The 13,913-nt window shown below is 73.6% G+C and carries 13 protein-coding genes; 11 read left to right on the top strand and 2 right to left on the bottom strand.

The window, feature by feature from the left end; all coding sequences use genetic code 11:
• Nucleotides 1-38: 38 nt before the first annotated feature.
• From lpxD to Q8W71_RS16000, 3 genes are all read left to right on the top strand, one after another.
• A complete protein-coding gene (gene lpxD / locus Q8W71_RS15990) occupies nucleotides 39-1,106 on the top strand; it encodes a UDP-3-O-(3-hydroxymyristoyl)glucosamine N-acyltransferase (protein WP_305526380.1) in 1,068 nt (355 codons plus the stop codon).
• A gap of 176 nt (nucleotides 1,107-1,282) precedes the next feature.
• A complete protein-coding gene (locus Q8W71_RS15995) occupies nucleotides 1,283-2,617 on the top strand; it encodes a hemolysin family protein (RefSeq protein WP_305526381.1) in 1,335 nt (444 codons plus the stop codon).
• Nucleotides 2,618-2,626: 9 nt separating this feature from the next.
• A complete protein-coding gene (locus Q8W71_RS16000) occupies nucleotides 2,627-2,830 on the top strand; it encodes a hypothetical protein (protein ID WP_305526382.1) in 204 nt (67 codons plus the stop codon).
• A gap of 523 nt (nucleotides 2,831-3,353) precedes the next feature.
• On the opposite strand, the gene Q8W71_RS16005 is transcribed toward Q8W71_RS16000, so the two are convergent.
• Nucleotides 3,354-3,578, bottom strand: a complete 225-nt coding sequence (locus tag Q8W71_RS16005) for a hypothetical protein (RefSeq protein WP_305526383.1) — start codon at nucleotides 3,576-3,578, stop codon at nucleotides 3,354-3,356.
• Nucleotides 3,579-3,773: 195 nt separating this feature from the next.
• Between Q8W71_RS16005 and Q8W71_RS16010 the strand changes: the two genes are divergently transcribed.
• Together Q8W71_RS16010 and Q8W71_RS16015 are read left to right on the top strand one after the other, a co-directional pair.
• The gene (locus Q8W71_RS16010; RefSeq protein WP_305526384.1) at nucleotides 3,774-3,911 is read left to right on the top strand and encodes a hypothetical protein; all 138 of its coding nucleotides are present in this window, start codon (nucleotides 3,774-3,776) and stop codon (nucleotides 3,909-3,911) included.
• 701 nt (nucleotides 3,912-4,612) lie between these two features.
• Nucleotides 4,613-5,659: a hypothetical protein gene (locus Q8W71_RS16015; protein ID WP_305526385.1), complete on the top strand. Its 1,047-nt coding sequence runs from the start codon at nucleotides 4,613-4,615 to the stop codon at nucleotides 5,657-5,659.
• A gap of 324 nt (nucleotides 5,660-5,983) precedes the next feature.
• Here Q8W71_RS16015 and Q8W71_RS16020 read toward each other — a convergent pair whose 3' ends face one another.
• Nucleotides 5,984-6,883, bottom strand: coding sequence for a 3'(2'),5'-bisphosphate nucleotidase CysQ family protein (locus tag Q8W71_RS16020; protein WP_305526386.1), 900 nt, complete (start codon nucleotides 6,881-6,883; stop codon nucleotides 5,984-5,986).
• Between the two features lie 238 nt (nucleotides 6,884-7,121).
• On the opposite strand from Q8W71_RS16020, the gene chpT reads away from it, so the two are divergent.
• The 6 genes from chpT to Q8W71_RS16050 all read left to right on the top strand — a co-directional run bounded on the left by chpT (nucleotide 7,122) and on the right by Q8W71_RS16050 (nucleotide 13,883).
• Nucleotides 7,122-7,850: a histidine phosphotransferase ChpT gene (gene chpT, locus Q8W71_RS16025; RefSeq protein ID WP_305526387.1), complete on the top strand. Its 729-nt coding sequence runs from the start codon at nucleotides 7,122-7,124 to the stop codon at nucleotides 7,848-7,850.
• A 294-nt stretch (nucleotides 7,851-8,144) separates the two neighbouring features.
• Nucleotides 8,145-10,865, top strand: coding sequence for a hybrid sensor histidine kinase/response regulator (locus Q8W71_RS16030; RefSeq protein ID WP_305526388.1), 2,721 nt, complete (start codon nucleotides 8,145-8,147; stop codon nucleotides 10,863-10,865).
• 21 nt (nucleotides 10,866-10,886) lie between these two features.
• On the top strand, nucleotides 10,887-11,378 hold the full coding sequence (locus Q8W71_RS16035; protein ID WP_305526389.1) for a chemotaxis protein CheW: 492 nt from the start codon (nucleotides 10,887-10,889) through the stop codon (nucleotides 11,376-11,378).
• On the top strand, nucleotides 11,378-11,785 hold the full coding sequence (locus tag Q8W71_RS16040) for a response regulator (RefSeq protein WP_305526390.1): 408 nt from the start codon (nucleotides 11,378-11,380) through the stop codon (nucleotides 11,783-11,785). Before Q8W71_RS16035 ends, Q8W71_RS16040 begins: the two co-directional genes overlap by 1 nt.
• A 74-nt stretch (nucleotides 11,786-11,859) precedes the next feature.
• Complete coding sequence (gene cheB, locus Q8W71_RS16045) at nucleotides 11,860-13,035, top strand: chemotaxis-specific protein-glutamate methyltransferase CheB (protein ID WP_305526391.1); 1,176 nt, start codon at nucleotides 11,860-11,862, stop codon at nucleotides 13,033-13,035.
• On the top strand, nucleotides 13,032-13,883 hold the full coding sequence (locus Q8W71_RS16050) for a CheR family methyltransferase (protein ID WP_305526392.1): 852 nt from the start codon (nucleotides 13,032-13,034) through the stop codon (nucleotides 13,881-13,883). Before cheB ends, Q8W71_RS16050 begins: the two co-directional genes overlap by 4 nt.
• Nucleotides 13,884-13,913: the final 30 nt, after the last annotated feature.

The raw sequence follows: 13,913 nt of genomic DNA on the forward strand, positions 1-13,913 counted from the left end.
CGCGCCGGCCGGGATCCCCGGCCGGCGCGTTGCCGCACATGTCGCACGCCGTCTTCTTCACGCCCGTCGCGGGCCTCCGTCTCGGCGCGGTCGCCGAGGCCGCGGGGGCGAGCCTGCCCGCGGGCGCCGATCCGGACCGGATCCTCTTGGGTGCCGCGCCCCTGGAGAGCGCCGGGCCGGACGATCTCGCCTACATGGACAACGCCCGCTACGGCGCGGCGCTGGCGGGCACCCGGGCCGGGGCCTGCCTCGTGGGCCCGCGCTTCGCCGCCCGGTGCCCGCCGGGCACCGTCGCCCTGGTCTGCCGCGATCCCTACCGCGCCTACGCCACGTTGCTCGGGCACCTCCACCCCGACGCCCTGCGCCCCGGCTCGCAGTTCGGTGCCCGCGGCCTCGCCTCGGGCGCCCACGTCCACCCGGACGCCCGGCTGGAGGAGGGGGTCACCGTCGACCCCGGCGCGGTGATCGGCCCCGGCGTCGAGATCGGCACCGGCACGGTGATCGGCCCGAACGCCGTGCTCGGCCCCGGCGTGCGGGTCGGGCGCCACTGCGCCGTCGGCGCCGGTGCCACGCTCAGCCACGCCCTCGTCGGCAACCGGGTGATCGTGCATCCGGGCGCCCGGCTCGGCCAGGACGGGTTCGGCTTCGCCATGGGCGCGACCCACCTCAAGGTGCCGCAGGTCGGCCGGGTGATCGTGCAGGACGACGTCGAGATCGGAGCCAACACCACGATCGACCGCGGCGCCTCGCGCGACACGGTGATCGGCGAGGGCACCAAGATCGACAACCTCGTGCAGATCGCCCACAACGTCGTGATCGGCCGCCACTGCGTGATCGTCTCCGGGGTCGGCATCTCCGGCTCGACGACGCTGGAGGATTACGTGGTGCTCGGCGGCCAGGTCGGCGTCGTCGGCCACCTGCGCATCGGCCGCGGCGCCCAGATCGCCGGCTCCTCCAACGTCAATTGCGACGTGCCCCCGGGCGCCCGCTGGGGCGGCACCCCGGCCAAGCCGGTCCGCGCGTGGTTCCGCGAGCTGACGACGCTCGCCCGCCTCGCCGAGCGTTCCGGCCGCGACGCGGCGGGGGGGGACGGCCCGCAGGAGTGAGCGCGCGGGGATGGGGCGCGAGCGCGCCGTGAGCGCCGCGGGATGAGCGCGCCCCGGGCGCCGTGAGCGCGGGACGCGCTCTGCCGGCCCCGGCGTTGGAGTGGCGCGCGCATCCGTCTATCCGGGGAGGACCGGGGCGCCGAACCAACCCACCCCCCCGGGGAGAAGCGAGCCCAATGCCCGACGCGATGTGGTCGACCGGCCTCGGACTCACCGCCGTCGTCGTGCTCGTCCTGGCCAACGGGTTCTTCGTGGCCGCCGAGTTCGCGCTGGTGTCCGTGCGCCGCAGCCGCGTCGCCGAGCTCGTCGCCAAGAAGCGCCTCAACGCCCGGGCGCTCCAGCGGGCGACCGACCAGCTCGATTCCTACCTCGCCGCGACCCAGCTCGGCATCACCCTCGCCTCGCTCGCGCTCGGCTGGATCGGCGAGCCCGCCCTCGCGCACCTGATCGCGCCGGCCCTGGCGTGGCTGCCGGGCTCGCTCGGGGCGGCGACCGCCCACACGATCGCGGTCGCCGTCGCCTTCGTGATCATCACGGCCCTGCACATCGTCCTGGGCGAGCTCGCGCCCAAGAGCCTCGCCCTCCAGCGCAGCGAGCGGACCGCGCTCGCGGTGGTGCGGCCGCTCGGCCTGTTCCTGTTCCTGTTCCGGCCGGCGATCCTCGTCCTCAACGGGCTCGGCAACGGCCTGCTGCGCCTGATCGGCCTGCGCCCGGGCCACGGCGAGGGGGCCCAGCACTCCACCGCCGAGCTGAACCTGCTGGTCCAGGCGAGCCAGGAGGCCGGCCTGATCAAGGAGGCGCAGCAGGAGGCGGTCGAGCGGATCTTCGCGATCGGCGAGCGCCGGGTGCGGGACATCATGACGCCGCGCCACAGCGTCGAGTGGATCGATCTGGACGACGAGCCGGCGGCCGCCCGCGCGAAGATCCGCGCCTGCGACCACGCCCGGCTGGTGGTGAGCCGGGGCATGATCGACGAGCTGGTCGGCGTCGTGGCCAAGCAGGACCTGCTCAACCAGATCCTCGACGGCGACGGGCTCGACGTGGCGGCCTCGATGCAGCCGCCCACCGTCGTGCACGAGGGGCTGTCGATCCTCGGGCTGCTGGAGATCTTCCAGCGCGAATCCGTGCGGCTGGCCGCGGTCGTGGACGAGTACGGGAGCCTGGAGGGCATCGTCACGCCCACCGACCTCTTGGAGGCCATCGCCGGCGAGATCCCGGAGGCGGGGGAGAGCCCCTCGGTGATCGCCGGCCCGGACGGGTCGCTCTCGTTCGACGGCATGATGCCGGCCGCCGAAGGCCTCGCCCGCCTGGGGATCGTCCACGAGAGCGACGACTTCGCCACCATGGCCGGCTTCGTGATCTTTCACGTCGGGCGGATCCCGGTGGTGGGGGACGGCTTTGATGCCCAGGGCTGGCACGTCGAGGTGACCGAGATGGCCGGACGCCGCGTCGCCCGGGTGCTGGCCAGCCCCGCCGGGGAGGCCCGCCCGGCGGAACAGGGAAGCCGTTAGGATGGCCGCATGAAGTTCGCCGAACCTCGCCTGTTCGCGCTCGGCCTGTCGCTGCTGGCCGTCGCCGCGGCCAGCCTCCTCGAAGGCGTGCTCGGCCTCGACATCTCCGAGACGGCGGTGTTCGTCGCCGCCCTCGCCGCGTTCCTCGGCGTCTGCGTCCTCGCGCGGATCCTGGACCGGCTCGCGGGGCGCAAGGTCGGAACCGACGTCTAGGGTCGGGCGCGACCGTTCGTGGGCTTCACCGGCGCTCCGCGCGGTCGGATCGCCCGCATCGACAGACATCTCGGCGCGGTGTCGCGGCTGCCGGCCGACGCCGCCTGAGCGGGTTTCGCAAGAGTGGCCGTCGGTTGCGCGACGACGATCTCCGCCCGAACACGAACTCAGAGGCGCTATCGACCGCGCTGCCGCGGTGCAGGACGGTGCGGCGTCCGGATCGACTGATCCCGTCCGCCCCCTCATCCTGAGGCGCCGGAGCGAAGCGGAGGCCTCGAAGGAGCCCTCCAGCCGGCCGCGCGATCCCTGGAGCCCTCCTTCGAGGCCCGCTGCGCGGGCACCTCAGGATGAGGGCGCGCTTGGGAGATGGCGAGAAGGCTTCGACCCTCACGCACTGCCGTGCCGCGCTGCAAGGCGACCGGGCGCGGCGCTCGTGCCGAATCAACCGGCCGGACAGTGTGCGTCCCTCGGATCGCCCCACCCGCCCGATGGCTCAGCCGACGGGCGTGCCCGCGGGGCCGGCTCAGCGCGCCGCCGACGGCGGATAGGTGGCGAGGTGGCGGGCGCGCTCCCAGAGGTCGATCCCGTAGCCGTTCACCAGCCGCGCGGCGATCGCCTTGGCCTCGTCGTCGCTCCGGGCCTCGATGACCTCCGCCCTCTGCACGGTGCCGTCCCGCCCGAGGTGGAACGCCCTGTAGACGCGCGGTCCCGGCTGCGGCGCGTCGATGCTGGTGAGTGGATCGGACATCGCGCCCCTGCTGATCGGGCGTTGCCCCGTGCCGGCGTCACCATGGCCGCTCCGCGGCGGCGCGACGTTGATCTGCATCAGCATGCCGGGCGCCGCGTCCCCCCCGCCGTGCGGGCGGCAGAACCTTACCCCGGCGGCAGGGTTGTCGTGTCACCCGGCCGGCTCGGCGCGGCTCCCTGGAGACGACCCACCCCGATGCGGAGCGCGTCCGACCACCTCGACACCCGGTCCATCCGGACCGTCTCTCACGCGACGTCCGCGATCCCGTGCGAGGCCGACCTGCAACTGCCCTTCGCCGTGGCCGAGGCGCGGGGCGCGACGATGCGAGGCTGAGATGTTTCGATCCCTCTACACCCGGTTCGCCCTGGCGATGATCTGCGACCTGTCGGCCCGGCCGCGGGCCGGGTCCCGGACGGCGCCGTAGGGGCCGCGGGCCGCGCGAGGCGGCGGACGCCGACCGATCAAGACAGTATTTGTCCCGGGAATGCGTTCGCGCTGTCTTGGCGCCAGGGCTCCGAACTCGGGTTAACGCCGGGCCACCTCCGCTGCGATCCACCACCACCGTCATTCCGGGGCCGCGCAGCGGAGCCCGGACCCGAAGGGGCACGCCGGAGGCGGGCAATCCAGAGCCACAGGGCGTGCCGGGCATGGCTGTCGTCGGCGGCTCTGGATCCCGGGCTCGCCTCCGGCGCCCCGGGATGACGGCGTGCGTGTCAGAACCGGCGACAGACACGCTGCGGCTGTGTCGCGATCATCCGAGTTCGGAGCCCTGGATCCGGCGCGACGCGCTTTGACCCGCATCGGCCCCCGGGTATAACGCGCGGCCCGTGTCGGGCTCAGGTTGGGATCGACGGGCCGGCGGGCGGACGGGAGGCGGTCGCGGCGGCGCACGGCCTCGGATCCTCGGATCGCGCTGAGAGTCGGAACGCAGGAAAGTGGATGATGCCGGTCCCGCCACCCTCCCGTCGCCCGGGTGCGCTCACCGCGATGGCCCCGTCCTCCCGTCTCCGCGATCGTAGATCCTAAGCCCGGGCATGCGCTTCTTCATCACGTATGACAACAGTCACGCGATCTGCGGTTGGATCGTCCCGGACAACCCCCTCGCGATCAGCCGCGTGGCCGTGTCCGTCGAGGGGAAACGCATCGCGGAGGTGGAAGCGCAGCACATCGATCCCGTCTTCAAGCAGAGCGGCCTGCACTCGACCGGCCAGTGCACGTTCATCATCACGGCGGCCGACATCCCGCAGATCGCCGACCTCACCCACCTGGAACTCTACGACGCGGACACCAACGTGCTGGTCTATCGCCGGGCGCCGCGGGAGGGCACGGTGGAGCAGCGGGTGATGCTGATCAACACCGGCATCGAGCCCGAGACGACCCTGCAGACGGCGCTGTTCCCGCACTTCCACATGTCCCACTTCGGCATCCACCGGATGTCCGACGAGATCCTGACCAGCATCCTCACGAACCGGACCGAGCCCTCGCTCCTGCTCTCGGGCGCGATCGTCGTACCCCGCTACGAGGATCAGATGACGCCCGACCTGATGCTGACCGGCATCCTGTTGCAGGAGCCGCACGTCGAGCTCGCCACCCGGATGCTGTGGCTGAAGGCCCGGGCGGAGGAGGCCGCCGATCCGGCCCGGCGCTGGCGGCTCGGCCGGCTCGCCGACGCGGCGACCTTCGCGCAGGACTACGACCTCACCGACCTGAAGAGCCTCAGGCGCTATTTCCGGATGCTGCCCGAGCCGGCCTACCACCTGCTGTACAATCCGCTGACCCGTCTGCTCGGCACCCGCATGCCCGACGACCGCCTCCACCCGGGGAATTCCATCGCCGCGATCGAGGTCCTGGCCCGGGTCGGCATCGTCGGCCACAGGACGCGTTTCGACGCCTTCGCCCAGACGCTGTTCGACCGGTTGGAGCTCGATCGGCCGATCCCGGCGATGCCCGAGCCCTCCGCCGAGGCCCGGGCGCTCGCCGAGCGGCTGCGGGCCGTGCGGCCCGTCGACGAGATGCTGGTCTTCGACATCGCCATGTCCGACGCGGTCAAGGACTCGATCGACAAGAGCTGGCACCATTAAGCAGGTTTCGCCGAACTGGTCGCCGGTTCGGCGAACAAAGAGCGCGTCGAGGCAGAGGCATAGAGCCGAGCCCGATTGCTACGCGCACGGTCCACGACAGTTCAGAGTTTGCGTCGGCCGATCCCGCCCGCCCCCTCATCCTGAGGCGCCGGAGCGTAGCGGAGGCCTCGAAGGAGCCCTCCAGCCGGCCGCGCGATCCCTGGAGGTCTCCTTCGAGGCCCGCTCTCGCGGGCACCTCAGGATGAGGTGGAGGATTGGAAACGCCCCGCGGCGCGCCGTCTGGTGTCCCGTGTTCGACTTGATCGGGCGCGGCGCGCCCGCGGGTCACGGCTTGGCGGGGGGACTCTCCGCCGCGCGGACGGCGCCCCCGGCGAGCACCCCCGCCGGGGCGGAGGCCGGCCGCCGCTTCGGCAGGGCGAGGCGGCCGGCGAGGCCCGGGTCTCCGAGGGCGGCGAACGGGCCGTTGCGGTAGCCCTCGGCGAAGCGGCCGTAGCGGATCGGCCCGCCGCCCGGCGCCACCACGCAGCCCCCCGCCGCCGCGACGAGGTGGTCCCCCGCCGCCGTGTCCCACTCCATGGTCGGGCCGCAGCGCACGTAGACGTCCGCCTCGCCCGCGGCGATCAGGCCGAACTTGAGAGCCGAGCCGACCGCCCGCGTCTCGGCCACCGGCAGGGCGGCGAGGCAGGTCGCGGTCTCGGGGTCGCCGTGCCGGCGGCTGCCGAGGGCGACGAGGCCGGCCGTCGGCGCGGCCCGCGCCCGCACCGCCCGGCCCGGGCCCGGCCGCCCACCCGTGACGGCGGCCTCGACGGCCGCGGCGCCGGCCCACCACACCCGCCCGATCCCCGGGGCGGCGAGGGCGGCGGCGACCGGGCGGTCGCCCGCGATCAGCGCGATGTTGACGGAGTAGTCCGGCGTCCCGGCGAGGAAGTCGCGGGTGCCGTCCAGCGGATCGACGAGGAAGAAGCAGGCGCTCGCGGGCGCGTCGTGGCGGGTCTCCTCGGCCACGACCGCGAGGCCGGGGAAGCGCCCGGCGAGCGCCCCCAGGATCAGGTGCTCGGCTTCGAGGTCGGCCGCGCTCGACGGCGAGCCGTCCGGCTTCAGGGCGTGGGGGCAGGGGCCGCGGTGGTAGCGGCGCAGGATCTCCCCGGCGGCGCAGGCGATCTCGGCGAGCGCCGCGGCGACCGCCCCGCGCTCCGCCTCCGAGAATGCCGCCGCGCCCGTCATGATCCCTCCGGCCGCCCTGCATGCCCGAGGCGCGGCCGGTTGTCGATCCGGCGCCGGGCGAAGGATCGGGTTAACGCTTTGCAAAGGCGGCCGTGGCGTCTATCCGTGCGGGCCGGCCGCGCGCCCCGGCCTGCCCCGCCTCTCCCGCCGGCCGGGGCAGCCCCGGGCGTCGCGCCGGACCGTCGGGCGCCGCCGGAGGCGGCCCGCCCCGCCCGAGACCCCCGCTCCGGAGCACGCCATGCCCACCCTGACCCTCGACGGCCTCGACCTCGCGGCCCTGCTCTGCTCCCGCGTCTGCCACGACGTGATCAGCCCGGTCGGCGCGATCGTGAACGGGCTGGAGGTGCTGGAGGACGATCAGGACGAGTCGATGCGGGAATTCGCGCTCGAACTGATCGGCAAGAGCGCCCGGCAGGCCTCGGCCCGGCTGAAATTCGCCCGCATCGCCTACGGCGCGGCGGGTTCGGCCGGCGCCTCGATCGACCTCGCCGACGCCGAGAGCGTCGCCAAGGGCATGTTCGCCGACGAGAAGACCAAGCTGGAGTGGAGCGCCCCCCAGGCTCTGTTCCCGAAGAACAAGGTCAAGCTGCTGCTCAACCTCGTGATGATCGCCACCTCCGCGATCCCGCGCGGCGGCCTGATCACCGTGGCGGTGACCGGCGACGGCGAGGCGCCGACCCTGACCCTGAAGGCCAAGGGCCCGCACGCCCGCATCCCCGCCCATGTCGAGGACCTGATGGCGGGCGCGCCCGAGAGCGGCACCGTCGATGCCCACGGCATCCTGCCCTTCTACGCCGGGCTGGTGGCGCGGGCCGCCGTCATGGCGGTGCGCTTCACGATCGAGGGCGACGAGGTCACGATCCTCGCCGAGCCCGCCAAGTCCGCTGATCCCGAGGCCGCCGATCCCGAGGCCGCGGTCGCCGCCGACGTCGTCGCCGCGGACGAGGCCGGCCCCGCCCTGGCCTGAGGATCGGCCGTCCGCGCTCCCCCCGGCGCGGAAGCCCGCGCGGGGATTGCGGGCGGGCGCGTCGACCGGACGATCGCCGGCGCCGGTCGCGGCGCCCGGATCGCGCGCTCAAACAACTGTGCGGCAGTCTATCGATACAATTGCAACCGCGAGTCGATAGTCTGTGCGCACAACCGTCGAATGGACGCGTGTTCAGAGAAAAACCGTGCCCGGCCAGCCGGCGCGAAACGCTTCCCTAACCGAGACCCGTCATGGTTCGAGCACGAGATCTTTCGTGCGTGACGAGTACCGGCGATGGACGACCTGCTGCGTGAGTTCCTGACCGAGAGCGCGGAGCATCTCGACACGGTCGATGCGGAGCTGGTCAAGTTCGAGCAGGATCCCAACAACGAGACGATCCTGCGCCACATCTTCCGGCTGGTGCACACCATCAAGGGCACCTGCGGGTTCCTCGGCCTGCCGCGCCTGGAGGCGCTCGCCCACGCTGCCGAGACGCTGATGGGCCGGTTCCGCGACGGCATGCCGGTCTCCTCGGCGAGCGTGAGCCTGATCCTGGCGACCCTCGACCGCCTCAAGGCGATCCTGGCCGACCTGGAAGCGGCGGGCACCGAGCCCGCCGGCGGCGACGCCGACCTGATCGACGCCCTGGAGCGGATGTCGCTGGGGGAGGCGGCCCCCGCACCGGAGCCGGTTCTGCCCGAGCCGGTGGTGCGCGAGCTGAAGCCCGGCGAGGTCTCCCTCGAAGACCTGGAGGCGGCCTTCCTCGCCGCCCCCGGTCCCGACGAGGACGCGTTCGCGCCTCCTCCGGCCCCGGTGCCCGCCGCGGCCGCCCCCCGCGCCCCGGCTGCCAAGCCCGTCGCGCCCGAGGCGGCCGCCCCCAAGGCGGACGTGTCGAGATCGGACGTGTCGACACCGCAGGCCGCGCGGCCCGAGAAGGCGGAGGCGGCGCCCGCCGAGGGCGGCGAGGCCGGTCCCGTCAAGGTGCAGACGATCCGCGTCAACGTCGACACCCTCGAGCACCTGATGACGATGGTCTCGGAGCTGGTGCTGACCCGCAACCAGCTCCTGGAGATCGCCCGGCGGCACGAGGACTCCGCCTACAAGGTCCCGCTCCAGCGGCTCTCCCACGTCACCGCCGAGCTGCAGGAAGGCGTCATGAAGACGCGCATGCAGCCGATCGGCAACGCGTGGCAGAAGCTGCCGCGGGTGGTGCGCGACCTCTCGGCCGAACTCGGCAAGCAGATCGACCTCGTGATGCAGGGCGCCGAGACCGAGCTCGACCGGCAGGTGCTGGAGGTCATCAAGGACCCGCTCACCCACATGGTGCGCAACTCGGCCGACCACGGCCTCGAAGCGACCGCGGCCCGGGTCGCCGCCGGCAAGCCGGCGCGCGGCACCATCCGCCTCTCCGCCTACCACGAGGGCGGCACCATCACGATCGAGATCGCCGACGACGGCAAGGGCCTGGATCTGGCCGCCATCCGCCGCAAGGCGGTGGAGCGCAACCTCGCCAGCCAGGCCGAGGTCGAGCGGATGACCGACGCGCAGGTCGCCAAGTTCATCTTCCACGCCGGCTTCTCCACGGCGGCGGCGGTCACCTCGGTCTCGGGCCGCGGCGTCGGCATGGACGTGGTCAAGACCAACATCGAGACCATCGGCGGCATCATCGACATCGCCACCAATCCGGGGCGCGGCACGGTCTTCACGATCAAGATCCCGCTGACGCTGGCGATCGTGGCGGCGCTGATCGTGCGCGCCGGGGCGCACCGCTTCGCCCTGCCGCAGGTCGCGGTGCTGGAGCTGGTGCGGGTCGGCGCGGACGCGCAGGCGGTGGAGCGCATCAACGGCTCGCCGGTCCTGCGCCTGCGCGAGCGGCTCCTGCCGATCGTCTCGCTGACCGGGGTCCTCGGCCAGGGGAGCGGCGAGCCCGAGGCCCAGGCGGCGGGCTTCGTGGTGGTCGCCCAGGTCGGGCGCCAGCGCTTCGGCATCCTCGTCGACGAGGTCTTCCACACGGAGGAGATCGTCGTGAAGCCGATGTCGGCCAAGCTCCGCCACATCCCGCTGTTTGCCGGCAACACCATCCTCGGCGACGGCGCGGTGGTGCTGATCGTCGACCCGAACGGCGTCGCCCGCCAGGTGTCGCAGGGCGTGCAGGGCGCGGCCGCGCAGGCGGAGGCCGAGGCGGCCGAGGCCGAGGCGACGGAGGCGACCACGACGCTGCTGGTGTTCAAGGGCGGGGGCGGCGGCTTCAAGGCGGTGCCGCTGTCGCTGGTGACGCGCCTGGAGGAGATCGACGCCTCGACCGTCGAGTGGCTCGGCGGGCGCCCCCTCGTCCAGTACCGGGGCCGGCTGATGCCGCTGGTGCCCGCCGACGAGGCCATCGCCATCCGCTCCGAGGGCCGGCAGGCGCTGGTGGTGTTCTCGGACGGCGAGCGGGCGATGGGCCTCGTGGTCGACGCCATCGTCGACATCGTCGAGGAGCGGCTCGACATCGAGATCGGCGCCGAGCGCTCGGACCTGATCGGCTCGGCGGTGCTGCGCGGGCGCGCCACCGACATCATCAACATCGCCCACTTCCTGCCCCTGGCCTACGACGACTGGGCGCGCGGCCCGAAGCGCCCGGTGGAAACCGCGACCCTGCTGCTCGTCGACGACTCGGCCTTCTTCCGCGAGATGCTGAGCCCGGTGCTCAAGGCGGCCGGCTACCAGGTCGTCACCGCGGGCGGGGCCGACGAGGCGCTCGCCGCCCTCCAGGCCGACCCGCGCATCGCGGTGGTCGTCACCGACCTGGAGATGCCCGGCCGCAGCGGCTTCGACCTCGTCGCGGCCATGCGCGGCGGCGACCGCCGGCTCGCGGCGCTGCCGGTGATCGGCCTGTCGGGCGCGGTCGGCGCCGAGACGGTGGAGCGGGCCCGGGCGCTGGCGATCACCGACCTCGTGGCCAAGTTCGACCGCAGCGGCCTCGTCGCCGCCCTGGCCGAGATCGGCGCCCCCGCCCTCGCGCGCGCCGCCTGACGCAAGACCCGGAGAGAAGCCATGCAGGCAGCCAACGCCAACGGCGCCGAGACCGGCCCGACCGAGGATTTCGTCACCGTCCATGTCGGGGACACCCTGTTCGGCCTCGCGATCGAGCGGGTCCACGACGTGTTCGTCCCCTCCGGCGTGACGCCGGTGCCGCTGGCGCCGCCGGAGATCGTCGGGCTCCTGAACCTGCGCGGGCGGGTCGTCACCGCCCTGTGCCTGCGCCGCCGGCTCGGACTGCCCGCCGCCGGGGCGGGCGCCGACGGGCCGGGGGCCGGGATGGCCATCGGCCTGGAGCAGGGCGGGGAGACCTTCGCCCTGGTGGTCGACGGGGTCGGCGAGGTGCTGAAGCTCGGCGCCGACAGCCGCGAGGCCGTGCCGATCAACCTCGACCCCCGCTGGCGCGACCTCACGGTCTGCGTCCACCGCCTCGACGGCCGGCTGCTGGTGATCCTCGACGTGGACGCGCTGCTGAACTTCAACGTCACCGGAGCCGAGGCGGCGTGATGACCCCCGCGACCGACGCGACCCATCCGACGACCTGCCTCGTCGTCGACGACTCCGCCGTGATCCGCAAGGTGGCCCGGCGGATCATCGAGGGGCTCGGCCTCGCCGTCGCCGAGGCGGAGGACGGCGAGCAGGCCCTGCGCGCCTGCGACGCCGCCATGCCCGACGTGATCCTGCTCGACTGGAACATGCCGAACGTGGACGGCTACGCCTTCCTCCAGGCGCTCCGGCAGAGCGAGGCCGGCCGCCGGCCCAAGGTCCTGTTCTGCACCACCGAGAACGACGTCGGGGCGATCGCCCGGGCGCTGCGGGCGGGGGCGGACGAGTACATCATGAAGCCGTTCGACCGCGACATCCTGACGGCCAAGCTCGAACAGGTCGGCCTCGCGCGGGTCGACGCGGCCTGAGCCGTCCGGCGCCCGCGCCGGGTGGCGCCCCCCGAACCCCGTGCATCCCCGATCCGATTTCCGAGGCCCTGATCATGGTTTCGAGCCCAGCGGTCGCCCCGCCGCGCAACCCCGCCGCCCCGTCCGCCGCGCCTGCCGTGCGGGTGCTGATCGCCGACGACTCGGCGGTGGTGCGCGGCCTCGTGGCCCGCTGGATCACCGAGGCCGGGTTCGAGCTCGTCGGCACCGCCGCCAACGGCCGCATCGCCCTGGAGATGATGGCCCGCCACGACCCCGACGTGGTGCTGCTCGACATCGACATGCCCGAACTCGACGGCACCGGGGCGCTGCCGCGCATGCTCGCCGCGAGCCCGTCGGTGCAGGTCGTGATGATGTCGACGCTCACCACCCGCAACGCCGACATCTCGCTGAAGTGTCTGGCGCTGGGGGCGGCCGACTACATCGCCAAGCCCGAGAGCAACCGGGGCGTGACCACCTCCGACGCCTTCCGCATCGACCTGATCGAGCGGGTGCGGGTGTTCGGCGCGGCCCGGGCCCGGGGGCGGCGGCCCGCTCCCGCGAGCCTCGCCGCGCCGGCGGGCCTTTCCGCGCCCGCGCCCCCCGTCGCCGCCGCGAAGCCCGCGGCCTCGTTCACGTTGCGGCCCAAGGCGCGGCTGGCCGCCCCGCCCCGCGCCCTGCTGATCGGCTCCTCCACCGGCGGCCCCAAGGCGGTCGGCGAGATGCTGGAGGGGATCGGCGCCGCTGCCCTGCGCCGCCTGCCGGTGCTGGTGGTCCAGCACATGCCGCCGATCTTCACCGCGGTGTTCGCCGAGCATCTGGCCGCGCGCACCGGCCTGCCCGCGGCCGAGGGGAAGGCCGACGAGCGTCCGGAGCCCGGCCGCATCTACGTGGCCCCGGGCGGGCGCCACATGCACCTCGCGGCCGGCCCGAACGGCCCGACGATCCGCCTCGGCGACGGGCCGCCCGTGAACTTCTGCCGGCCGGCGGTGGACGTGCTGTTCAAGGACGCGGCCGCCGTGTTCGGCGGCGCCTGCGTCGCCGTGATCCTCACCGGCATGGGCTCGGACGGCACCAACGGCGCCCGCGCCCTGGTCGAGACGGGCGTGCCCGTGCTCGCGCAGGACGAGGCCACGAGCACGGTCTGGGGCATGCCCGGCAGCGTCGCCCGCGCCGGGCTCGCCCAGGCGGTCCTGCCCCTGCCGGACCTCGGCCCGGCGCTCCGCGCCCTCGTGACCGGACAGCCCGCATGACCGACCTCGATTTCGAGTACCTGCGCGGCTACCTCAAGCAGCGCTCCGGCCTCGCCCTCACCCCCGAGAAGCGCTACCTCGTGGAGAGCCGGCTCACCCCGGTCTGCCGCCGCTTCGGTCTGCCGGCCCTGCGCGACCTCGTCGGCGCCCTGCGGCTCGCCCGCGACGGCGCGATCGAGCGGGCGGTGGTCGAGGCGATGACCACCAACGAGACGTTCTTCTTCCGCGACCGCGTGCCCTTCGACCTGTTCCGCGACGTGATCCTGCCGGAGGCGCTGGCGCGCAACGCCGGGCGGCGGCGGCTGCGGGTCTGGTCGGCGGCCTCCTCCACCGGCCAGGAGCCGTACTCGCTGGCGATGCTGCTCCAGGAGGCGGCCCCGCGGCTGGCCGGCTGGCAGGTCGAGATCGTCGCCACCGACCTCTCCACCGAGGTGATCGAGAAGGCCCGTCTCGGGCTCTACAGCCACTTCGAGGTGCAGCGCGGCCTGCCCGTGCAGTGGCTGCTGAAGTACTTCACGCAGTCCGGCGAGCAGTGGACCATCGCTCCGAGCCTGCGGGCGATGGTCGATTTCCGCCAGATCAACCTGCTGCACGGCTTCGAGACGCTGGGCAGCTTCGACGTGATCTACTGCCGCAACGTGCTGATCTACTTCGACGCGCCGACCAAATCCGACATCCTGGCGCGGCTGGCGGGCAGCCTCGCGCCGGAGGGGGCGCTCCTCCTCGGGGCGGCGGAGACGGTGATCGGCCTGACCGACCGGCTGAGCCCGCACCCGAAGCACCGCGGTCTCTACGGGCACGCCGAGGTGGCCCGGCCGGCCGCCGTGCGGGCGGCGGCCGCGGGCTGAACCCGGCATCCGGCCAGGGAGCGCGCCATC

Source organism: Methylobacterium amylolyticum (genome assembly GCF_030700245.1).
In the GTDB taxonomy this organism is placed as follows: domain Bacteria; phylum Pseudomonadota; class Alphaproteobacteria; order Rhizobiales; family Beijerinckiaceae; genus Methylobacterium.